The organism is Brevibacterium sp. (genome assembly GCF_052105255.1).
Lineage (GTDB): Bacteria > Actinomycetota > Actinomycetes > Actinomycetales > Brevibacteriaceae > Brevibacterium > Brevibacterium linens_B.
This window is the reverse complement of sequence record NZ_JBQDYQ010000004.1, coordinates 82,308-104,231: the sequence shown is the minus strand read 5'-3', so window position 1 is coordinate 104,231 and position 21,924 is coordinate 82,308. Positions and strand designations below refer to the sequence as shown.

Sequence of the window (21,924 nt, the reverse complement as noted above, 5' to 3'; positions counted from 1 at the left end):
GTTTCGTCGAATGATGCGTCTGTCAGTCTACTTCGCGACCGCGGCCTTGCACAAAGCGGCGAAGTCCGGGCCGCTCAAGCTCGCACCGCCCACCAGAGCGCCGTCGACGTCAGCGGAGGCGACGATCTCTGCCACATTGTCGGCCTTGACCGATCCGCCGTAGAGGATGCGGGTGGTCTGAGCAAGAGCGTCACCGTACTTCTCACCGATGCGTGCGCGGATCGCCGACGCCATCTCGGCGGCATCGGCGGCCGTGGCGGTCTCACCGGTGCCGATCGCCCACACGGGTTCGTAGGCGATGACTAGTCCGGAGAGGTCGCCTGCGTCGAAACCGGCCAGCGACTCCTCAAGCTGACCGAGGGTGAACTCGACGTGGCTCTTCTCCTGCCGCTGCTCCAGCGACTCCCCCACGCAGAGGATCGGAGTGAGTTCAGCCGAAACTGCGGCCTTGATCTTCGCGGCCGCGACCTCGTTGGTCTCATGGTGGTCGGCACGGCGTTCGCTGTGGCCGATGACCACGTAGCTGCAGCCGAGGCGGGAGAGGAACGATGCGGCGATCTCTCCGGTATGCGCTCCGGGAGCGTGCTGGGAGACGTCCTGGGCACCGTACTTCAGCCACAGCTTGTCGCCCTGGACGAGTGTCTGCACCGAACGGATGTCGGTGAACGGCGGAATGACGACGACTTCGCAGTCCCTGTCGTCGAGTTTGGCGTCCTCGAGTGCCCAGGCGAGCTTCTGGACAGTGGAGATCGCCTCCAGATGATCGTGGTTCATCTTCCAGTTGCCTGCCAGCAGCAGGGTGCGGTCGCTCATGGTGTCTGTCTTCCTCATTTGAGTGCGTCGAGTCCGGGCAGGGTCTTGCCTTCGAGATATTCGAGGCTGGCACCTCCGCCGGTGGAGATATGGCCGAAAGCATCGTCGGCGAAGCCGAGGCTGCGCACGGCGGCCGCGGAATCGCCGCCGCCGACCACGGTCAGCCGCTGTCCCCGACCGCTGGCGTCATCGGTCAGTGCCTGGGCGACGGCCTTGGTTCCGGCAGCGAAGGCAGGGAATTCGAAGACGCCCATCGGCCCGTTCCAGAACACAGTGGTCGAGCCCGCGATGATCTCGGCGTAGGCGCGAGCCGATTCGGGGCCGATGTCGAGGCCGAGGCCGTCGCCTCCGGCCGGAGTGTCTTCGAGTTCGGCGACGGGCCGGACCCAGTGCTCGGCGTCGGCGGCGAAGGAGGCGGCCATGACGATGTCCGTGGGCAGGACGATGCGTGCACCACCGGACCGGGAGCGTTCGAGGTAGCCCTTGACGTCGTCGATGCGGTCCTTCTCGACCAGGCTCGACCCGATGTTGTGACCGAGTGAGGCGAGGAAGGTGAAGACCATTCCCCCGCCGATGAGCAGATTGTCGGCACGGTCGATGAGGTTGTCGATGACGCCGAGTTTGTCCGAGACCTTGGATCCGCCGAGGACGACGGTGAACGGTGGTTCGGGGTTGTTGAGCAGCCTGTCGCTGACCTCGACTTCGGCGCGCACGAGTGAGCCGGCATAGTGCGGGAGGAGGCCGGCGATGTCGTAGACCGAAGCCTGTTTGCGGTGGACGACGCCGAATCCGTCGGAGACGAAATCGTCGGCCAGCGCTGCCAGCTGGGTGGCGAATTCCTGGCGCTCGGCATCGTCCTTCGCCGTCTCGCCGGGGTTGAAGCGCAGGTTCTCCAGCAGCAGCACGTCGCCGTCGGACAGGGCCGCGGCCTTCGTCTGCGCATCGTCACCGACGGTGTCGGCGGCGAAGGCGACCGGACGGCCGATGGCTTCGGCGAGTTCGGGGACGATCGGGGCCAGTGAGAACTGCGGATCCGGTTCTCCCTTCGGCCGGCCCAGATGTGACATCACGATGACCTTGGCTCCCGCCTCGGCGAGGGACCTGATGGTTCCGGCCGAGGCCAGGATGCGACCGCGGTCGGTGATGGTGCCGTCGTCCATCGGCACGTTGAGATCGCTGCGGACGAGTACCGTGTGTCCGGCGAAGATGCCCGCATCGTCGAATGTCCTCATGAGTCCCTTTCGCTGAGAATGTAGCTGACCATGTCTTTGAGTCGGTTCGTGTATCCCCACTCGTTGTCGTACCAGGCCACGACCTTGATCTGGTCGCCCAGCACCATCGTGAGCTTGGAATCGACGATCGCCGAGGCGGAGGTGCCGACGATGTCGCTGGAGACGAGTTCGTCGGTGGAGAAGTCGAGGTAGGGCGATCCATCTGCTGCGGAGGCGAGGATTGCGTTGACCTCGTCGCGGTCGGCGCTCGTGGAAGTGGTGAAGGTGAAATCGATGATCGAACCGGCGGGCACGGGCACGCGCACGGCCAGTCCGTCGAGCTTACCCTCGAGGTGGGGCATCACGCGGCCGACGGTGCGAGCAGCTCCGGTCGTGGTGGGCACGATGTTGACGGCGGCGGCGCGAGCACGACGCAAATCCCGGTGGGGTCCGTCGACGAGCATCTGGTCGCCTGTGTAGGCGTGAACGGTGTTGAGCAGACCGGATTCGACGCCGAGGGCATCGTCGAGCGCCTTGACCACAGTGGCCATGCAGTTCGTCGTGCACGAGGCGTTCGAGACGACGGAATGTGCGGACGGGTCGAAGGTGTCTTCGTTCACCCCCATGACGAGCGTCGCGTCGACGTCCTTTCCGGGTGCGGAGAGCACGACGGTCTGCACGGTGCCGCCGAGGTGGGCCTCGGCCTGATCCTGCCGGGTGAAGCGTCCGGTGGATTCGACGACGAGTTCGACCTTGTGCGAATTCCAATCGATGGCGGACGGGTCGGCTTGGCCGGTCACCGCGATCTCTCGTCCGTCGACGACAATCGCCTCGTCGGCGGCGTCGACATCATGGTCGAAGCGAGGCCACACGGAGTCGTGGGAGAGCAGATGGGCCAGGGTCGTCGTATCGGTGAGATCGTTGATGGCCACGACCTCGAAATCGGCATCGGGTTCGAGGGACAGACGGAACAGGGCACGACCGATGCGGCCGAAGCCGTTGATGGCGATTCGTCTCATGCCTCGATCTTAGCGATCCTCGAGCATTTCCGCGGTCAGACTGGCTTCGGTGCCGGGAATTCCCAGTTCTTCCGCATGCTTGTCCGCAGTCGACAGCAGCCTGCGGATCCGGCCGGCGACCGCGTCCTTCGTCATCGGCGGGTCGGCGAGCTGACCGAGCTCCTCGAGGGACGCCTGTTTGTGAGTCACTCGCAGCTGACCGGCATAGCGCAGGTGCTCGGGGACCTCGTCGCCGAGGATCTCCAGTGCGCGTTCGACCCGGGCGCCGGCGGCCACAGCGGCACGGGCAGAGCGGCGCAGGTTCGCATCGTCGAAGTTGGCCAGACGGTTCGCGGTCGCGCGGACTTCCCTGCGCATCCGCCGTTCCTCCCAGACCAGTACGGCACTGTGTGAGCCCATGCGGGTGAGCAGTGCGGCGATATCGTCGCCGTCGCGGATGACGACGCGATCGACTCCGCGGACCTCCCGGGCCTTCGCACTCAGTCCGAGGCGGCGAGCGGCACCGACGAGGGCAAGAGCCGCCTCGGGGCCCGGGCACGTGACCTCGAGTGCCGAGGAACGTCCCGGTTCGGTCAGTGAGCCGTGGGCGAGGAAGGCTCCGCGCCAGGCGGCTTCGGCATCGGCCACGGAGCCGTTGACGATGGCCGAGGGCAGCCCGCGCACGGGCCGGCCGCGGTTGTCGACGAGTCCGGTCTGGCGGGCCAGCGCTCCCCCGTCACGGGTGACACGCAGCAGATAGCGGTTGGAGCGGCGGATCCCGGCGGCGTTGATGACGACGATGTCGGCGTGCTGCCCGTAGAGGTCCTTGATCTCCGCACGCAGTCGTTTGGCGGCCTGAGCGGTGTCGAGCTCGGCCTCCAGGACGATCGAGCCGTTGACGAGGTGCAGAGCCGACGAGAAGCGGAAGATCGAGGACACCTCGGCCTTGCGGGCGGAGGTGCGTGTGATCGTCACGCGCGCCAACTCGTCCTTGACCTGAGCGGTCAGTGCCATAGCTCGTCCTCCTGCACCTGAAGTTCTACCACTGCTCGGCGACGCCGATCCCAGCGTCCACCAACATGTCACGGTAGCATGCCGCGAGTTTGAGACTGTCATGCTGACCCTGCCGCCGTGAGCGCAAGGGACGTTCCCAGAGTTTCGCCCCGAACATGTCTTCGGCACGCTGCGGCAGATCGGGTTCGAGTTCGGTAGCCGCCTCGTCGACGAGGACATAGTCCAAGGTCAGTGAGCGGGCATGGCGGTGGAGGGAGACGAGGTGTTCGCCGAGGCTCAGATCCCTCGTCTCGCCGTCGGTGGAACTGAGGTTGAGCGTGAGGGATTTCACCGCTGTCGAGGCCACGATCGCCTCCGCGAGGGAGGGCACGAGCAGGTGCGGCATCACCGAGGTGTACCAGGAGCCGGGGCCGAGGTTGAGGACATCGGCTTCCTCCACGGCTTCGACTGTCTCGTAGCGGGCCGGTGGGGCCGCCGGATCGAGGCGCACGGTCTCGACGTGGCCGATCGTGGACGCGAGCACGGACTGGCCGCGCACGACCTGGAAGGAGCCGGGGAACGTCACATCGGCTTCGATCGTCAGCGGCACCGAGGACATCGGCAGCACGCGTCCATGAGCACGCAGCAGCCGGGCCATCCAGTCCAGGCCGGCCACATGGTCGCCGTGGATCTGCCACAGTGCTGCGATGAGCAGATTGCCCACCGCGTGTCCGTCCAGCTCACCCGTCGATTCGAAGCGGTGCTGGATGACATCACGCCAGGTCTGGCCCCACGTGCCATCATCGCAGAGCGCGGCCAACGCCATCCGCAGATCGCCGGGAGGCAGTCCGCCGAGTTCATCGCGCAGTCGTCCCGAGGAGCCGCCGTCGTCGGCGACGGTGACGACCGCGGTGAGGTCCTCGGTGAGCAGGCGGAACGCCCTCAGCGCCGCATAGAGTCCGTGGCCTCCGCCGAAGGAGACGATATTGGGACCGTCTTTCTGTGCGCCCGTGGAGATGACGGGCAGATCCTCGGTCTCCATATCATTCTCTTCCCAGATCGCGGTGACGCACAGTCACTGGGATCCCGGTCTGGGCCGAGAGCAGTCGTCCGACGCGTTCGCTGATCGCCACGGAACGGTGTTTGCCGCCCGTGCAGCCGATGCCGATCATCGCGTAGCCGCGACCCTCGTGCAGATAGCCCTCGGCGACGGTGGACAGGGTTGCGGCATAACGTTCGATGAATTCCTCGGCGCCCTTCTGTTCGAGGACGTAGTCTGCGACATCGGAGTCGAGTCCGTTGTGTCCGCGCAGGTGGGGTATCCAGTACGGGTTGGGCAGAAAGCGGACGTCGGCGATGTGGTCGGCGTCCTTGGGCAGTCCGTATTTGAATCCGAAGCTCATCACCGTCAGGCGCAGCGGTGGGGTGTCGTCGTCGCTGAAGCGCTTGCGCACCTCCGCCGAGAGCTGGTGCACGTTGAGTTCGGAGGTGTCGACGATGATATCGGCGCGGTGTCTGAGGGATTCGAGCTCAGCACGTTCGGCTTCGATGCCGTCGAGCAGGGTCCCCTCCCCCTGCAGAGGATGGGGTCGCCTCGTCGATTCGAATCGTCGGACGAGGACTTCGTCGGAAGCGTCAAGGAAGACGATGCGCAGGGACAGACCCTGATCGACGAAATCGCTGATCGTCTCCTGCAGCTCGGTGTACTTCGTCCGCCCTTTCGCGTCGATGACGATGGCGATCTTCGGCAGGGCACCGTCGGCCCGAGCGACGAGCTCGACGAGCGGACGCATCATCTGCGGCGGCAGGTTGTCGACGACGTACCAGTCCATGTCTTCGAGCACATTGGCCACGGTGGTGCGGCCCGCTCCGGACATGCCGGTGACGAGCACCACCTCGATGGGGTGGTCGGATCCGTTCGATTCGGCCTGCACGCTCACGCGTCCTCCTCTGCTCGTGCCCGTTCGGTCGCTGGGCACACTGTCCCTCGGCACTACTCTAAGGCAGAATCGCAGAGCTCAGTCGGCCAGAGCCGCGACGATCTTCGCAGCGAGGGCGGGACCGATTCCCTTGACCTCACAGATCTCCTCGGCGGTGGCGGCGCGGACCTTCTTCACGGATCCGAAATGACGCAGCAGAGCGGTGCGCTTCGACTCCCCGAGACCCGGGATGTCGTCGAGCACCGAACTCGTCATCGCCTTCGCACGTTTCGACCGGTGATAGGTGATGGCGAAACGGTGGGCCTCGTCACGCAGACGCTGCATGAGGAAGAGCCCTTCGGAGTTGCGCGGGAGGATGACGGGGAACGGATCGTCGGGAACCCAGATCTCTTCGAGCCGTTTGGCCAGACCGACGACGGAGATGTCGACGATGCCGAGATCCGTCAGTGCCCGCGTTGCGGCCGCGACCTGCGGGCCGGCGCCGTCGACGACGAGGAGGCTGGGTCGGTAGCCGAAGCGCTCATCGGGCTCTTCGGAGGTCATCTGTTCGAGGTAGCGGCTGAACCGACGGGAGACGACGTCGTACATCGAAGCCGTATCGTCGGCCGCGGCGTCACCGTGGATGGCGAAGTGTCGGTAGTCGCGCTTCTTCGCCATTCCGTCTTCGAACACGACGAGGGAGGCGACGACGTTCGATCCCTGAGTGTGGGAGATGTCGATGCATTCGATGCGCAGCGGTGCTTCCGCCAGGTCGAGGTGCTCCTGGATCTCCTTGAGAGCCTGGCTGCGGGTCGTCAGATCGGAGGAGCGTTTGAGCTTGTGCTGGACGAGCGCTTCCTTCGCGTTCTTGCCCACGGTCTCCAAGGCGGCCTTCTTCTCACCGCGTTCGGGTACCCGCACGGTCACTCGGGAACCACGCTGCTCGCTCAGCCAGGCCTCCAGCGAATCGAGATCCGCCGGCAGAGTGTCGACGAGGATCTCCTTCGGGATGGCATCGGCGTCGAGGCCGGAGTAGGCCTGACGCAGGTAGTCGGTGGTCAGCTCGGCGGGAGTGTGGTCATCGGAGCGTTCGATGATCCAGCCGCGCTGACCGCGGATGCGACCCTGGCGCACATGGAAGACCTGGACGGAGGCTTCGAGCTCCTCGGTGACGAGGGCGAAGATATCGCAGTCGGCGCTCACGGACAGGACCACAGCCGATTTGTCGAGGACCTTCTGCAGCGCGGAGATCTCGTCGCGCAGACGGGCCGCGCGCTCATAGTCGAGTTCTGCCGCGGCGCTGGCCATCTCCTTCTGCCGGTGGCTGATGAATCGGCCGGTGTTGCCGGACATGAAATCTGAGATGCTGCGGGCGAGATCCTTGTGATCGCCCTTGCTGATCTGGCCGACGCAGGGGGCTGCGCATTTGTCGATGTATCCGAGCAGACAGGGTCTGCCGCTGCGTTCGGCCCGGCGGTAGACGCCTGCTGTGCAGGTCCGCATGGGGAAGGCCCTGAGCAGCAGATCGAGCGTGTCCTTGATCGCCCACACCTGGGCGAACGGACCGAAGTACTTCACGCCCTTGCGTCGCTTTCCGCGAGTGATGAAGGCACGAGGCACCTCGTCGTTCATCGTGATCGCCAGATACGGATAGGACTTGTCGTCGCGGAACATGACGTTGAACCGCGGATTGAACTCGTTGATCCACGTCCATTCGAGCTGGAGCGCTTCGACCTCGGTGTCGACGACGGTCCATTCGACCGAGTTCGCGGTGTGAACCATCGTCGAGGTGCGCGGATGCAGCGCGGCGGGATTGGCGAAGTACGAGTTGAGTCGGTTGCGGAGGTTCTTCGCCTTCCCGACGTAGATCACCCGCCGATCGGGGTCCCGGAACTTGTAGACCCCGGCCGAGGTGGGGATCGACCCGGTGGCCGGACGGTAGGTGGATGGCTCAGGCATTCGGATCAGGACTTGAGAATCGGTTTGAGGAACCGTCCGGTATGGGATTCGGCCACCTCGGCGACCTCTTCGGGGGTGCCCTGGGCGATGATCTGCCCACCACCGCGACCGCCCTCCGGTCCGAGGTCGATGATGTGATCGGCGTTGCCGATGACGTCGAGGTTGTGTTCGATGACGATGACCGTATTGCCCTTGTCGACGAGTCCCTGGAGGACCATGAGCAGCTTCGAGATGTCCTCGAAGTGCAGTCCGGTCGTCGGTTCGTCGAGCACGTAGACGGTGCGGCCGCGGGAGCGCTTCTGCAGTTCCGCGGCGAGTTTGACACGCTGGGCCTCACCGCCGGAGAGAGTCGTGGCCGGCTGCCCGAGTCGGACATAGCCGAGCCCCACTTCGACGAGCGTCTTGAGGTGTCGCGAGATCGCCGGAATCGCGGCGAAGAAGTCGTTGGCCTCTTCGATGGGCATATCGAGGACTTCGGCGATGTTCTTGCCCTTGAACGTGACTTCCAGCGTCTCGCGGTTGTACCGGGCGCCCTGGCAGACCTCGCAGGGGACGTAGACGTCGGGCAGGAAGTTCATCTCGATCTTGATCGTGCCGTCGCCGCTGCAGTTCTCACAGCGTCCGCCCTTGACGTTGAACGAGAACCGTCCGGGCAGATAGCCGCGGACCTTCGCCGATTCGGTTTCGGCGAAGAGTCGGCGGACATGGTCGAAGACGCCGGTGTAGGTCGCGGGATTCGACCGCGGGGTGCGGCCGATCGGTGACTGGTCGACATGGACGACCTTGTCGAGATTGTCCAGGCCGGTCACGCGCTTGTGCCGTCCCGGCACCCGGGAGGCGCCGTTGAGGACGTTGGCCATCTGTGTGTAGAGGATCTCGTTGACGAGAGTCGATTTGCCCGAACCAGACACGCCGGTGACGGCGGTGAGCACACCGAGGGGGAAGGACACCGTGACGTCGCGCAGGTTGTTCTCCACGGCCTTCTCGACGGTGACCATCCGGTCCTTGTCGACGGGGCGCCGGGTCGGCGGGATCTGGATCGCACGTCGGCCGGAGAGGTAGTCGCCGGTGATCGATCCCTCGGCATCCTTGAGGCCGGTGACGGGACCGGAGTAGACGACCTCTCCCCCGTGCTCGCCGGCGCCGGGTCCGATGTCGACGATCCAGTCGGCGGATTCGATGGTGTCCTCATCGTGTTCGACGACGATGAGGGTGTTGCCGAGATCCTTGAGCTTGTTGAGCGTTTCGATGAGCCGGCGGTTGTCCCGCTGGTGCAGTCCGATCGAGGGCTCGTCGAGGACGTAGAGGACGCCGACGAGGCCCGAGCCGATCTGCGTGGCCAGGCGGATGCGCTGGGCCTCGCCGCCGGAGAGCGTACCGGCTGCCCGATTGAGGCTGAGGTAGTCGAGGCCGACGTCGAGGAGGAATCCGAGTCGGGCGTTGATCTCCTTCATCACCTGTGCCGCCACTGCGGCATCGCGGGAGCTCAGCTCGAGGGAGCCGAGGAAGGAAGCTGCTTCATCGAGGGCGAGTTCGGAGACCTCGGCGATGGACCTGTCCCCGACCTTGACGGCGAGGATCTCCGGTTTGAGGCGCGTACCGTCACAGCTGGCACATGGGATCTCGCGCATATAGGACTCGTAGCGTTCGCGCGACCACTCGGATTCGGTTTCCTCGTGTTTGCGCTGAATGTATTGGTAGACGCCCTCGAAGCCCGTCGAGTACGTGCGTTCACGCCCGAAGCGGTTCTTGTACTTGACGTGGACCTTGTAGTCCTTGCCCGTGAGAATCGCGGTCTTCGCGGACTTCGGCAGCCTCTTCCACGGCGTCTTCATATCGAAGCCGAGTTCGTCGCCGAGCCCCTTGAGCAGACGGTTGAAGTACTTCGAGACCTGTTTGCCTCCCGACCAGGGTGCGATGGCGCCGGAGCCGAGGCTGAGATCCTCGTCGGGGACGACGAGATCTTCGTCGACCTGCAGGCGCGTGCCGATGCCGTCGCAGGTGGGGCAGGCTCCGAAGGGCGAGTTGAAGGAGAACGAGCGCGGTTCGATCTCGTCGATCGTCAGCGGGTGCTCGTTGGGGCACGACATGTGCTCGGAGAAAGTGCGGGTCGTGCCTTCGTCGACGAGTTCGATGTCGATGCGTCCGTCGGCGAGTCCCAGGGCGGTCTCGACGGAGTCGGTCAGCCGCGGGCGCATTCCCGATTTGGCGACGAGGCGGTCGACGACCACGGAGATCGTGTGCTTGTACTGCTTCTCCAAGGTCGGCGGTTCGCTCAGGCTGATCTGCTCGCCGTCGACGATGGCCCTGGAGAAGCCCTTGGACTGCAGGTCGGCGAAGAGGTCGACGAATTCGCCCTTGCGGGACCGGATGACGGGAGCGAGGACGAGGAACTTCGTCCGCTCCTCGAGTTCGAGCAGCTGGTCGACGATCTGCTGCGGGGTCTGCTTCGTGATGACCTCACCGCAGACGGGGCAGTGCGGGATGCCGATCCGCGCCCACAGCAGGCGGAGGAAGTCATAGACCTCGGTGATCGTGCCGACGGTCGAACGCGGGTTGCGCGACGTCGACTTCTGGTCGATCGACACCGCCGGAGACAGTCCTTCGATGAAGTCGACGTCGGGTTTGTCCATCTGCCCGAGGAACATCCGGGCATAGGAGGACAGGGATTCGACGTAGCGTCGCTGCCCCTCGGCGAAGATCGTGTCGAAGGCCAGCGAGGATTTGCCGGAACCGGACAAGCCGGTGAACACGACCATCGAGTCACGCGGCAGCGCGATCTCGACGTTCTTGAGATTGTGCGCTCGGGCTCCCTTGACCCACAGGGTGTCGAGATGGGAGACGCCTGTCACTTGCTCACCGTTATTGGTTTTCATCACCTGACCACTGTATTACTCGGCACTGACATTGCTGTATTCGCAACGGTTCGAAGACTCATCCGCCGATCTCTCCGACGGAGAGGATGCGGAGCACGATGTCTCCGGATTCGTCGCTGGCGGCCACGTCCACCTCGGCGTCGATGGCCCAGTCCCGGTTGTCGTCGGGATCGGCGAGGATCTGTCGGACGCTCCATGTGTCTGAACCGGGACTGATATGGATATATTCCCGACCGCGGGCCTTCTGGTCGACGATGAGCTCCCCGTATTCGTCGTAGAAGTCCTCGATCGCGTCCTCCCAAGCACGGGAGTCGAATCCGGATTCGGCGTCGAGGCGACCGAGCTCCGTGTAGTTCGCACGTTCGGCCAGCAGCACTCGGTGGAACAGGGCATTGCGGATCTCCGCGGTGAACACCTTCGTGTTCTCGGAGAAGCGGCGGTCGAGTGCCGGCAGATCGTCGTAGGCTTCGGTGGGGTCGAGTCCCTGCAGGGTGCGCCATTCGTCGAGCAGCGACGAATCCGTCCGGGCAATGGTCTCACCACACCATTCGATGATGGTCTCGAGTTCCTCGGTCCGGTTCTCCGCGGGGACGTTGTGGAGCAGTGCGCGGTAGACGTCGGTGAGGTAGCGCAGCAGGCTGCCTTCGGCCCGGGCGAGGCTGTAGTAGCCGACGAACTGGGTGAAGCCCATGGCCTGCTCGATCATGTCGCGGACGATGGATTTGGGTTCGAAGCCGCCTCGGTGCAGCCAGGGATGGGTCTCGACGAAGTGGTCGAAGGCCGGGTCGAGCATCTCAGCCAGGGGTGCGGGGCTTTCGATCTCGTCGAGGATCGCCATGCGTTCGGCGTATTCGACGCCTTCTGCCTTGAGCTCGGCCAGGGTCTCTCCCTTGATCCGGTCGAGTTGGCCCTTCAGTATCTGGAACGCCACCGAGGTGGTCGCCTCGACGATGGATACGACGTCGAGGGCGTAGGTGTCGTCGTCCTCGTCGAGAAGCTCCAGTGCGGCGAGGACGAAGGGAGCCAGGGGCTGGTTGAGCGCGAACTGGGGGCCGAGGTCCTGGGTGGCGATGAGTTCGCTGCCGCGGACCTCGATGAGTCCGGCGTCGATGAGGGAGCGTCCGATGCTGATCGCGGTGAGTTTGAGGTCGAGTCGGCGCTCCCTTGTCTCATGCGTCTTGTCGATGAAGTCGCTGATGGTCGACACATCGGAGCCGGGACGGGCGACGAGGTTGAGGATCGTCGAGTGGTCGATCTTCATCCGCGGCCGCAGGGTCTCGGATTCGCCTTCGATGAGTTTTGCGAAGGTCTCTTCGGACCAGCCCACGAAGCCGACCGGAGCGGCCTTCTTCTTGACCTTCTTCTTTTTCTTCTTGTCATCGTTGGCCGCTTTGGCTTCTGCCTTGAGGTTGTCGATGACGTGTTCGGGGGCTTGGGCGATGACGTAGCCGCGGGTGTCGAATCCGGCGCGGCCGGCACGTCCGGCGAGCTGTTGGAATTCGCGGACGCTGAGTCTGCGCATCTTCCGCCCGTCGAACTTCGTCAGTCCGGTCAGCAGCACGGAGCGGATGGGCACATTGATGCCCACGCCGAGGGTGTCGGTGCCGGAGATGACGAGCAGCAGTCCCTTCAGCGCGAGCTGTTCGATGAGACGGCGGTACTTCGGCAGCATTCCGGCGTGGTGGACGCCGACGCCGTGCAGCAGCAGTTTGCGCAGGCTGGTCCCGAATCCCTTGCCGAAGGTGAAGCCCTTGATGGCTGCGGCGATCGCGGCCTTCTGTTCCTTGGAGGCGAGATCCACCGAGAGCAGGTTGGTGGCGAGGTCGATGGCACCGTTCTGAGAGTAGGAGACGACGTAGACCGGGGATTTGTCGTTGCGGACGAGGCCGCGGAGAGTGTCCGAGAGCGTCTCCGTCGAATATTCGTAGTCGAGCGGGACTGGCCTGGTCGCCGAGGTGACCACGGAGGAGTCGCGTCCGGTCGTCTCCGTCATCGTCCGTCGGATGTCGGTGGTGTCGCCCAAAGTGGCGGACATGAGGACGAACTGGGTCTGCGGCATCTCGAGGAGGGGCACCTGCCAGGCCCATCCGCGGGAGGGGTCTGCGACGTAGTGGAATTCGTCCATGACGACCATTCCGGCGTCGAGCATTCCGCCTTCGCGCAGCGCCTGATTGGCCAGGATCTCCGCCGTGGCGCAGATGACGGGCGCCTCCGGGTTGACGGTGGAGTCGCCGGTGATCATCCCGACGTTCTCGGCACCGAAGGCGTCGATCAGGGAGAAGAACTTCTCGCTCACCAGGGCCTTGAGCGGGGCCGTGTAGTACGACCGGATCCCGCGGGTGAAGGACTGGTAGAGAGCGAACAGAGCGACGAGTGACTTCCCCGATCCGGTCGGGGTCGCCATGATCGTATTGTCTCCGGCGAGGATCGTGAGGAACGCCTCGTCCTGAGCCGGGTAAGGCTCGACACCGATCTCTCGGCAGTATTCGCCGAAGGACTCATAGATCGTGTCGTCGTCAGCGAATTCCGCTGGGATCTCCTGCAATCTGGCCACGCTGATGCACAGACCTTTCCGATTAGACTGGTTCCATCCTATTGCTCGACACCGAGGAGTCACATATGCCGGTCTTCGCCGTCACCTACCACTATGGTCCCGATACGGATACGCGGATGGAACACCGCCCCGCGCATCGCCGCTGGCAGGCGGAGCTGAATGAGGCCGGGACGATCCTCGCTTCCGGCCCCTTGGACAACGATCCGCAGCCGGGAGGGCTGCTGATCCTCAACGCCGCCGACCGTGCGGAGGTCGAAGGCCACCTCGCCGCCGATCCCTATGCTTCCCTCGGTGTCATCGAGTCGACGGACATCCGCGAATGGACTCCCGTGTTCGGCCCCTTCGCCCAGGGCTGAGAGCCGCGCTGCCGGTCCGGGTCTGCCCGGACAGGGAAGACGCGAGCGGGGTCCGTCCCGAGAGATCGAGACGGACCCCGCTCGTTCTGAGCCGACACCGAGGCGGTGCCGGCGCGACCGGGTTCGATCGGCTCAGGCCTCTTCGGATTCGTTCGAGCTGATGTCCTTGAAGGAGATGCCGTCCTTCTTCATCTTCATCAGTGAGGCCAGGGTGGCTACCACCATGGCGACGACGATGAAGGTCAGCGACAGCCAGGTCGGCACCTCGGGGATCGAATGACCCCACGAGAGGAACTCCCACTCACTCGAATGCAGAGCGTGGATGATGAGCTTGACGCCGATGAAGCCGAGGATCGCGGCGATTCCGTAGTGGAGGTAGACGAGCTTGTCGACGAGTCCTCCGAGCAGGAAGTACAGCTGACGCAGACCCATGAGGGCGAACACGTTCGCAGTGAACACGAGGAACGCGTTCTGAGTGACGCCGAAGATCGCGGGAATCGAGTCGAGAGCGAACATCACGTCGGTCGAGCCGATAGCGATGAACACGATGAACATCGGGGTCCAGTACTTCTTGTTGTCGTCGAGGGTCACCCTCAGCTTGTTGCCGTGGTATTCGTCGACGACGTTGATCCGCTTGCGCAGGAATCGGATGAGACCGTTCTCGCCGTCCCCCTCGTCTTCGGAGCTGAAGGCCTGCCGGTAGGCGACGATGAGGAGGAAGATGCCGAAGATGAAGAAGACTTCGACGAAGGCGCTGATGATCGCCGCACCCGCGAGGATGAAGATGCCGCGGAAGATGATAGCGATGATGATGCCGACCATGAGCACTTCCTGCTGGTACTTCCGCGGTACCGAGAAGCTGCCCATGATGATGATGAAGACGAACAGGTTGTCGATGCTCAACGAGTACTCGAGCAGCCAACCGGTGAGGAATTCGCTGCCGTGCTGGGCATCGCCGATGGCGAACAGCGCACCGGCGAAGACGAGCGCCAGGGCGACGTAGAAGGCGACCCAGATGCTCGCTTCGCGCATCGACGGGGTGTGTGGTCGCTTGACGACCAGCAGGAGGTCGAAGACGAGGATCGCAACGACGATGGTTCCCGAGGTGATCATGAACCAGAGGGGAATCGGAGATTCGCTCGCTGCAGCGGCGTTGCCGCCGGCGGCCAGCGTGGAGGACAGGATATCCATGGATGCCTTTCGTGGTGAAGAGGATGTATCCAGGTCGAAAGTCTCTCCCACGCGGTGAATCTGCGTGCGCTCCGCGTCCGGACCCCTTATGGGGTCGTGGTGACGACCGCGGATGGACGGGATACTCCCTTTCGCCAGCACACCAGTATAAACACGCGAGCATCGCTCACGCGTCACCGGTGCGGATCAGGCGTGCCCTGCCTCCTTCATCTGACGCAGCTCCTGCTTGAGGTCGGAGAGCTCATCGCGCAGACGTGCGGCGAGCTCGAACTGCAGTTCCGCAGCAGCCGAATGCATCTGCGAGGTCAGCGATTCGATGAGCTCGGTGAGGTCGGCTGCCGGCGGGCGCAGCGAACCGGGTTTGCCGGCGGCTTCCCTCTGTTCGTCGGTCAGGGTCGAGTTGTAGCCGCGCTTTCCCTTGCCGTAGTCGAACTCGGTGAGCAGCTCGCGAGTGTCCTCGTCCTCACGCTGCAGACGCTCGGTGATGTCCGCGATCCGCTTGACCAGCGGGGCGGGATCGATGCCGTGCTCTTCGTTGTAGGCGATCTGGATCGCGCGCCTGCGGTCGGTCTCATCGATGGCCGTGCGCATCGAATCCGTGATCGTATCGGCGTACATGTGCACCTGGCCGTTGAGGTTGCGAGCGGCACGACCGATCGTCTGGATGAGCGATGTCGACGACCGGAGGAAGCCTTCCTTGTCGGCGTCGAGGATCGCCACGAGGGAGACCTCGGGCAGGTCGAGACCCTCCCGCAGCAGGTTGATGCCGACCAGCACATCGAACTCACCGGCGCGCAGCTCTGTGAGCAGTTCCACACGCCGCAGGGTGTCGACGTCGGAGTGGAGGTACTGGACCCGGATATCGTGTTCGAGCAGATAGTCGGTGAGATCTTCGGCCATCTTCTTCGTCAGCGTGGTCACGAGCACACGCTCGTTCGCATCGACGCGTGTCCTGATCTCGTCGAGCAGGTCGTCGATCTGCCCCTTCGTCGGTTTGACCTTGATCTCCGGGTCGACGAGTCCGGTGGGGCGGATGATCTGCTGGACGTAGCCGTCGGAGTTCCCGAGTTCGAAGTTGCCGGGGGTAGCGGACAGGTACACGCTCTGTCCCACCCGCTCCCGGAACTCGTCGAACTTCAGCGGCCGGTTGTCCATGGCGCTGGGCAGGCGGAATCCGTGTTCGACGAGCGTGCGCTTGCGCGACATATCGCCTTCGTACATGCCGCCGATCTGCGGGACGGTGACATGCGATTCGTCGATGACGAGCAGGAAGTCCTCGGGGAAGTAGTCGAGCAGACAGTTCGGTGCCGAACCGGGTGCGCGACCGTCGATATGCCGGGAGTAGTTCTCGATGCCGGAGGTGAAACCCATCGATTCCATCATCTCGAGGTCATAGGTCGTGCGCATCTTCAGCCGCTGCGCTTCGAGCAGCTTGTTCTGAGACTCGAAATCGCTCAGCTGCTTCTGCAGCTCGTCCTCGATCCCGCTGATGGCCTTCGCCATCCGGTTCTCACCGGCGACATAGTGGCTGGCCGGGAACACGTGGATGGTCTCCTCGTCGCGGACGATCTCACCCGTCAGGGGGTGGAGAGTCTGCAGCGATTCGATCTCGTCGCCGAAGAACTCGATGCGCAGCGCGAGTTCCTCGTACTGCGGGATGATCTCCACGGTGTCTCCGCGCACACGGAAGGTGCCGCGGGTGAAGGCCATATCATTGCGGGCGTACTGCATGGACACGAAGCGTTTGAGCAGCTCGTCCCGATCGCATTCGTCCCCCTTGTGCAAGGTGACCATCCGGTCGACGTACTCCTCGGGTGTGCCGAGACCGTAGATGCACGACACCGTCGAGACCACGACGACATCGCGTCTGGTCAGCAGCGAATTCGTGGCCGAGTGCCGGAGCCGTTCGACCTCGTCGTTGATCGAGGAGTCCTTCTCGATGAACGTGTCCGTCTGCGGCACATAGGCTTCCGGCTGGTAGTAGTCGTAGTAGGAGACGAAGTACTCGACAGCGTTGTTGGGCAGCAGCTGCCGGAATTCGTTGGCCAGCTGCGCGGCCAGGGTCTTGTTCGGCGCCATGATCAGCGTCGGTCTCTGCACCTGTTCGATGAGCCATGCCGTCGTCGCCGACTTGCCTGTGCCGGTGGCACCGAGGAGGACGATGTCCCGCTCTCCCGCGTCGAGCCGGTCGGAGATCTCTCGGATCGCCGTGGGCTGGTCACCGGAGGGAGAGTACTCGGACACGACCTCGAAGGGCGCCACTTCGCGGGTGACGTCGGGGCGGTGGCCGATCGCTGGCAGGGGGCGTTCTGAGCTCATAGTCCTACCCTAGCCCTCGCCCCTGACATTGGGCAGACCGGAGTCGGAACGACAGCCTCGGCGAAGTGCCTGCCGACATGTGTCACCGTGTCAGTCGAAGCTGTCGGGCACCAGTCGGCGGCGCATCTGCAGGAAGTACGGTTCCTTCGATTCCGCATATGTTCGAATCATCTGCCCGTTCGTCCCGCCCGCAGCCTTGGCATCGGCCAAACGGTCTCTCTTCATTTCGAGGTAGCGGTCCCGCTCCCCCGTGTCCGCGATGAGCAGGTCACGGAACGCGCGGGCGAAGCGCGCACCGACCGACTCCGCGGTGCGCACATGCAGATTGACGGCGCGGCCGGGATCCGAGTTCGCGTGGAACCATTTCCCTTCGGTCGACTCCTCGCCGAGGTGGTCGCTCGTCTCGGCTGCCGGATAGCCGAGTTCGGCCAGTCGGGGTGCCAGCTCCCTGGCGGCGGTGAGATCGGGGACGAGGAGCTGCAGATCGATGACGTCCCTGGCGGGCAGTCCCGGCACAGCGGTGGAGCCGATATGGTCGATGGCGAACTCCTCGCCCGTTCCGTGTCGCAGCTTCCTGATCGCTCTCTGTGCGTCACCGATCCAGTCGGCCTCCGCGGGATCGACGAGTTCGAGGGCTGCCTGCGGTGCCCGCCGCCCGGACGCAAGATTGGCGGCGAAGGGGCGGATCCGCGATTCGATGAGCCGGGCGACCGCGGCCTTCGTCTCTTCGACGGGACCGGAGTTGTCGATGATGACATCGCAGGCTGCTCGGCGGGTGTCGTCATCGGCTTGGCGGGAGATCCGTGCAGCGGCGTCGTCGCGGTCCATTCCGCGGGAGTCCATGAGCCGCTGCAGACGCACCTCGGCGGGCACGTCGACGAGGAGATTGAGGTGGTAGGCCGGTGTCATGTCGTTCTCGACGAGCAGCGGGACGTCGTGGACGACGATCTCGGCCTCGGCCTGTCCGGCGAAGTGTTCGGCGGTGCGGTCGCGGATCGCCGGATGCATGAGGCCGTTGAGCCGTGCTGTGTGGTCGGAATCGACGAAGGCCGCCGCGGCCAGTGCCGGCCGGTCGAGCGAGCCGTCGGAGTGCAGCACCTGCGGCCCGAAGGCCTCGGCCAGCTTCTCGAGCAGCGGCTGTCCGGGTTCGACGACTTCGCGGGCGATTGCATCGGCGTCGACGAGCACTGCCCCGTGTTCGACGAGCATTGCGGACACCGTTGACTTTCCGGCGCCGATTCCGCCGGTGAGACCGATTCTCAGCATGGGATCATCTTACTGATCCAGGCGGTAGACCCGCACTCCCTCATCGGCGAAGATCGGATCTCCGACCGCGGCTTCGAGGAATGCCGCATACTCTCCGTCACCTCCCGGCAGGAGCGGAGCTTCGGGGGCGAGGACGATGAAGTCGACCCCGGTCTCCCTCAGTGAGGCGACCGCCGAGGCGACTTCCGGGCTGTCCGCGCTCGGCATGGGCTCCCCGTCGAAGACGGAGCCGTGCAGGAGTTCGTCGAGGGCATCCTCGGGGGCGGAATAGGTCACCGCAGATTCCGGGCTCGAGCCGATGAAGTAGCCGCCGGTCTCCCGGTAGCGGAATCCGCTCACCGACTGCCACACCATGGCTTCGTCGGCGTGGGGCTCGGCCCATGCGAGGGGGCGGGGGAAGGTTTTGACGACGGATCCGGCGGGGATCACCTCGGCGATGGAGTGCTCGTAGAAGTCCGGAACTGTCACCTCATGGGCGGTCTGCGGAGCGGGGAGGATGGCAACGGCGGCGAGGACGAGCAGAATGAGGAGGGCGCGGGCGCGAAGCAGCTTCCGGTGGTTCAGCGCCCACTGGAGGCCGATGCCGAGCACGGCGAAGAGCGCGATCGTCGAGTGGAGGACGAGCCGCATGGGCAGGATGTTGTTGAGTACGGGGATGGCTTCGATGAGCGCGAACGGACCGGTCTCGAGGGCGATTCTGCCGCCGAGGAGGATCGGGGAACCCAACGCCAGCAGGAAGACGAGGAAACCGGTTGCGGCCGCAATGCGCACCGGGACCGCATACACGGAGCGGCGGCCGAGGCCGCAGACGATGAGCACAGCTGCCGCCAGTGCTGGTGCGCCGACGTAGGCGCCGAGTTCGGCGGGGTCGATCTCCATGATCCGGGGCAGAGGGGATACTCCGGAACTCAGCCAGGCCGGGGCGGCGGGCAGGATCGGGTCGAGCAGGTCGGTGTTCCATACTCCGTGTGGGCGGATGGCGCCCTGTGGGGCGTTCGGTCCGGACATGGTCACCAGCAGCGGGATCGCACACAGCATGGCGATACAGCCGGCGACTGCGGAACCGAGACCGAGGGCGACCCATGACCGGGCGCGGTAGACGCGGAGTCCGAAGACGGCGAGGCTGGCCAGGAAGCAGAGTGCGGCGAGAAAGGTTCCGGCCAGAACTTCGGTCGAGACGTAGAACTGGAAGCCGAGTAGGAGCCCGAAGCCTCCTCCGAGCAGCCACAGGCGACGGCTGCGCAGCAGTGAACGGCCGGGATCCGCCTGTATCGCTCGGCCGAGGTCGAGGAGAGCGAGGATCGCCCAGGCGGTCAGGGGCGGAGTGACGATGTAGGCGAGGTTCGGGTGGCCGCCGAGCTGGGCGATGACATAGCTGGAGAAGCCGACCCCAGCAGCGGCGATGAAAGCGGGCAGACGGTCGAGGAAGCGGCGGAAGAGCACGGCTGCGGCCAGGCTGCCGAACACCGGGAAGGCGAGGATGAGGAGGTTGTAGCTCACGATGGGGCCGGCCACCCACGTGACGGGAGCGAGCAGGATCGCGAACCCGGCGAGCGAGGTGTTCCAGGCTCCGTTGACTCCCCCGCCGAGGGCGTTCATCGATTCCGTGTACAGCAGGCCGCCGGTTTCACCGGCTCCGAATCCGAGGGCGTCTGCGAGAACCTGCGCGCCGTGCCCGAGCCACCAGATGAACAGTGAGGTGTCGTCATTGGAGGCGACGACGCTCCCGCCGGGGTCCGCGGCGACGGAGCCGAAGACGGTCAGGCTGCCGACACAGAGGATGAGCGTGTACCACAGCCACGGGCGCAGGCGTGCGCGAGCCGTGGGGGCGTACAGAAAGGGCTCCCGGCCTTCCGACCGGGAGCCCTTCTGGTGGCTGCTGTCAGCTGCCTGCAAGCTTCTCACGCAGGGCTGCGAGAGCTTCGTCGCTGGCCAGGGTGCCCTCGTCGTTCGCCTCTTCGGAGGAGAACGATCCGGTGGCCGGGGCGGCTTCGGCAGATCCGACGGCGTCGGCTGCGGAGGCCTCGGCATCCGCTGCGATGGCCTTGGCGACCTGCTTCTTGTGCTCTTCCCACCGTTCCTGAGCGGCGGCGTACTGCTGCTCCCAGGTCTCGCGCTGAGCCTCGTAGCCCTCGACCCATTCGTTGGTCTCGGGGTCGAAGCCCTCGGGGTACTTGTAGTTGCCGTCCTCGTCGTACTCCTGCGGCATGCCGTACAGAGCGGGGTCGAGGAACTCTTCGGCCTCGGGGTCGACGCCTTCGTTCGCCTGCTTCAGTGACAGCGAGATGCGGCGGCGTTCCAGGTCGATGTCGATGACCTTGACGTAGATGGTCCCGTCGACCGAGACGACCTGCTCGGGCAGATCCACGTGGCGCACGGCCAGCTCGGAGATGTGGACGAGGCCTTCGATGCCGTCTTCGACGCGCACGAATGCACCGAACGGAACGAGCTTGGTGACCTTGCCCGGCACGATCTGTCCGATGACGTGCGTGCGAGCGAAGTGCTGCCAAGGATCTTCCTGGGTGGCCTTGAGCGACAGCGAAACGCGCTCACGGTCCATGTCGACGTCGAGAACCTCGACGGTGACTTCGTCACCCACGGTGACGACCTCACCCGGGTGATCGATGTGCTTCCAGGACAGTTCGGAGACGTGGACGAGTCCGTCGACACCACCGAGATCGACGAACGCACCGAAGTTGACGATGGAGGACACGACACCAGGACGGACCTGGCCCTTCTGCAGGGTCTGCAGGAAGTCGTGACGGACGGCCGACTGGGTCTGCTCGAGCCAGGCACGGCGTGACAGGACCACGTTGTTGCGGTTCTTGTCGAGCTCGATGATCTTGGCTTCGACCTGCTGGCCGATGTAGGGGGCGAGGTCGCGGACGCGGCGCATCTCGACCAGGGACGCGGGCAGGAAGCCGCGCAGTCCGATGTCGACGATCAGGCCGCCCTTGACAACCTCGATGACGGTGCCGGTGACAACGCCGTCGTCTTCCTTGATCTTCTCGATGTCGCCCCAGGCACGCTCGTACTGAGCGCGCTTCTTCGACAGCATGAGACGACCCTCTTTGTCTTCCTTCTGAAGAACGAGGGCTTCGATTTCGTCCCCGACCTCGACGACTTCGCCGGGATCGACATCGTGCTTGATGGAAAGCTCACGTGCGAGGATGACGCCTTCCGTCTTGTATCCGATGTCGACGAGGACTTCGTCACGGTCGACCTTGACGACTTCGCCCTCTACGATGTCGCCATCGTTGAAGTACTTGATGGTCTCATCGACGGCGGCGAGGAAATCCTCAGCGGTTCCGATGTCGTTGACAGCGACCTGCTTCGGCTGCACCGATTCCGGCGTGGTGGTGGTCATATAGGTAGGGACTCCGATGGAATATTGGTCCAGATCCGGTACCCTGGCGACAGGTCGTGTAAGTTGCCGCAAGAACCGAATCCGGTCTCGATTGCGAATTTG

At 64.5% G+C, this 21,924-nt stretch carries 15 protein-coding genes; 1 reads left to right on the top strand and 14 read right to left on the bottom strand.

The genetic code is table 11. From position 1 onward, the window contains the following. Window positions 1–27 precede the first annotated feature (27 nt). From tpiA to ACTIIH_RS02520, 9 genes are all read right to left on the bottom strand, one after another. A complete protein-coding gene (gene tpiA, locus ACTIIH_RS02560) occupies window positions 28–813 on the bottom strand; it encodes a triose-phosphate isomerase (RefSeq protein WP_441089963.1) in 786 nt (261 codons plus the stop codon). A 14-nt stretch (window positions 814–827) separates the two neighbouring features. After that, on the bottom strand, window positions 828–2,045 hold the full coding sequence (locus tag ACTIIH_RS02555; RefSeq protein ID WP_441450309.1) for a phosphoglycerate kinase: 1,218 nt from the start codon (window positions 2,043–2,045) through the stop codon (window positions 828–830). After that, complete coding sequence (gene gap / locus ACTIIH_RS02550; protein ID WP_441450308.1) at window positions 2,042–3,043, bottom strand: type I glyceraldehyde-3-phosphate dehydrogenase; 1,002 nt, start codon at window positions 3,041–3,043, stop codon at window positions 2,042–2,044. The genes ACTIIH_RS02555 and gap overlap by 4 nt, the downstream gene beginning before the upstream one ends. A gap of 9 nt (window positions 3,044–3,052) precedes the next feature. After that, complete coding sequence (whiA, locus tag ACTIIH_RS02545) at window positions 3,053–4,036, bottom strand: DNA-binding protein WhiA (protein WP_441089966.1); 984 nt, start codon at window positions 4,034–4,036, stop codon at window positions 3,053–3,055. A gap of 25 nt (window positions 4,037–4,061) precedes the next feature. Continuing rightward, a complete protein-coding gene (locus tag ACTIIH_RS02540; protein WP_441089967.1) occupies window positions 4,062–5,057 on the bottom strand; it encodes a gluconeogenesis factor YvcK family protein in 996 nt (331 codons plus the stop codon). A gap of 1 nt (window position 5,058) precedes the next feature. Then, window positions 5,059–5,949 carry an RNase adapter RapZ gene (rapZ, locus tag ACTIIH_RS02535; RefSeq protein WP_441090054.1) on the bottom strand — a complete coding sequence of 297 codons (891 nt, stop codon included), beginning with the start codon at window positions 5,947–5,949 and terminating at the stop codon, window positions 5,059–5,061. An 84-nt stretch (window positions 5,950–6,033) separates the two neighbouring features. After that, window positions 6,034–7,893 (bottom strand): excinuclease ABC subunit UvrC, encoded by a 1,860-nt coding sequence (uvrC, locus tag ACTIIH_RS02530; RefSeq protein ID WP_441450307.1) that lies wholly within the window; start codon window positions 7,891–7,893, stop codon window positions 6,034–6,036. Between the two features lie 5 nt (window positions 7,894–7,898). After that, window positions 7,899–10,769, bottom strand: coding sequence for an excinuclease ABC subunit UvrA (gene uvrA, locus ACTIIH_RS02525; RefSeq protein ID WP_441450329.1), 2,871 nt, complete (start codon window positions 10,767–10,769; stop codon window positions 7,899–7,901). 58 nt (window positions 10,770–10,827) lie between these two features. Next, a complete protein-coding gene (locus ACTIIH_RS02520; protein WP_441450306.1) occupies window positions 10,828–13,323 on the bottom strand; it encodes a DEAD/DEAH box helicase in 2,496 nt (831 codons plus the stop codon). 65 nt (window positions 13,324–13,388) lie between these two features. Between ACTIIH_RS02520 and ACTIIH_RS02515 the strand changes: the two genes are divergently transcribed. Further along, window positions 13,389–13,679: a YciI family protein gene (locus ACTIIH_RS02515; protein ID WP_441450305.1), complete on the top strand. Its 291-nt coding sequence runs from the start codon at window positions 13,389–13,391 to the stop codon at window positions 13,677–13,679. 132 nt (window positions 13,680–13,811) lie between these two features. Here the strand turns inward: ACTIIH_RS02515 and ACTIIH_RS02510 are convergent, their stop codons facing one another. The 5 genes from ACTIIH_RS02510 to rpsA all read right to left on the bottom strand — a co-directional run bounded on the left by ACTIIH_RS02510 (window position 13,812) and on the right by rpsA (window position 21,822). After that, the gene (locus tag ACTIIH_RS02510; protein ID WP_441450304.1) at window positions 13,812–14,870 is read right to left on the bottom strand and encodes a TerC/Alx family metal homeostasis membrane protein; all 1,059 of its coding nucleotides are present in this window, start codon (window positions 14,868–14,870) and stop codon (window positions 13,812–13,814) included. 186 nt (window positions 14,871–15,056) lie between these two features. After that, on the bottom strand, window positions 15,057–17,189 hold the full coding sequence (gene uvrB, locus ACTIIH_RS02505; RefSeq protein WP_101593453.1) for an excinuclease ABC subunit UvrB: 2,133 nt from the start codon (window positions 17,187–17,189) through the stop codon (window positions 15,057–15,059). A gap of 90 nt (window positions 17,190–17,279) precedes the next feature. Beyond that, on the bottom strand, window positions 17,280–18,455 hold the full coding sequence (coaE, locus tag ACTIIH_RS02500; RefSeq protein ID WP_441450303.1) for a dephospho-CoA kinase: 1,176 nt from the start codon (window positions 18,453–18,455) through the stop codon (window positions 17,280–17,282). Between the two features lie 9 nt (window positions 18,456–18,464). After that, complete coding sequence (locus ACTIIH_RS02495; protein WP_441450302.1) at window positions 18,465–20,360, bottom strand: hypothetical protein; 1,896 nt, start codon at window positions 20,358–20,360, stop codon at window positions 18,465–18,467. Continuing rightward, window positions 20,338–21,822 (bottom strand): 30S ribosomal protein S1, encoded by a 1,485-nt coding sequence (gene rpsA / locus ACTIIH_RS02490; protein ID WP_441089976.1) that lies wholly within the window; start codon window positions 21,820–21,822, stop codon window positions 20,338–20,340. Before rpsA ends, ACTIIH_RS02495 begins: the two co-directional genes overlap by 23 nt. Window positions 21,823–21,924 lie beyond the last annotated feature (102 nt).

Bases quoted from the DNA above. Each gene is read 5' to 3' on its own strand.
- tpiA (WP_441089963.1), bottom strand. From the start codon at position 813: ATGAGCGACCGCACCCTGCTGCTGGCAGGCAACTGGAAGATGAACCAC.
- ACTIIH_RS02540 (WP_441089967.1), bottom strand. From the start codon at position 5,057: ATGGAGACCGAGGATCTGCCCGTCATCTCCACGGGCGCACAGAAAGAC.
- uvrB (WP_101593453.1), bottom strand. From the start codon at position 17,189: ATGAGCTCAGAACGCCCCCTGCCAGCGATCGGCCACCGCCCCGACGTC.
- ACTIIH_RS02515 (WP_441450305.1), top strand. From the start codon at position 13,389: ATGCCGGTCTTCGCCGTCACCTACCACTATGGTCCCGATACGGATACG.
- ACTIIH_RS02555 (WP_441450309.1), bottom strand. From the start codon at position 2,045: ATGAGGACATTCGACGATGCGGGCATCTTCGCCGGACACACGGTACTC.
- rpsA (WP_441089976.1), bottom strand. From the start codon at position 21,822: ATGACCACCACCACGCCGGAATCGGTGCAGCCGAAGCAGGTCGCTGTC.
- uvrA (WP_441450329.1), bottom strand. From the start codon at position 10,769: ATGAAAACCAATAACGGTGAGCAAGTGACAGGCGTCTCCCATCTCGAC.
- ACTIIH_RS02510 (WP_441450304.1), bottom strand. From the start codon at position 14,870: ATGGATATCCTGTCCTCCACGCTGGCCGCCGGCGGCAACGCCGCTGCA.
- uvrC (WP_441450307.1), bottom strand. From the start codon at position 7,893: ATGCCTGAGCCATCCACCTACCGTCCGGCCACCGGGTCGATCCCCACC.
- coaE (WP_441450303.1), bottom strand. From the start codon at position 18,455: ATGCTGAGAATCGGTCTCACCGGCGGAATCGGCGCCGGAAAGTCAACG.
- gap (WP_441450308.1), bottom strand. From the start codon at position 3,043: ATGAGACGAATCGCCATCAACGGCTTCGGCCGCATCGGTCGTGCCCTG.
- whiA (WP_441089966.1), bottom strand. From the start codon at position 4,036: ATGGCACTGACCGCTCAGGTCAAGGACGAGTTGGCGCGCGTGACGATC.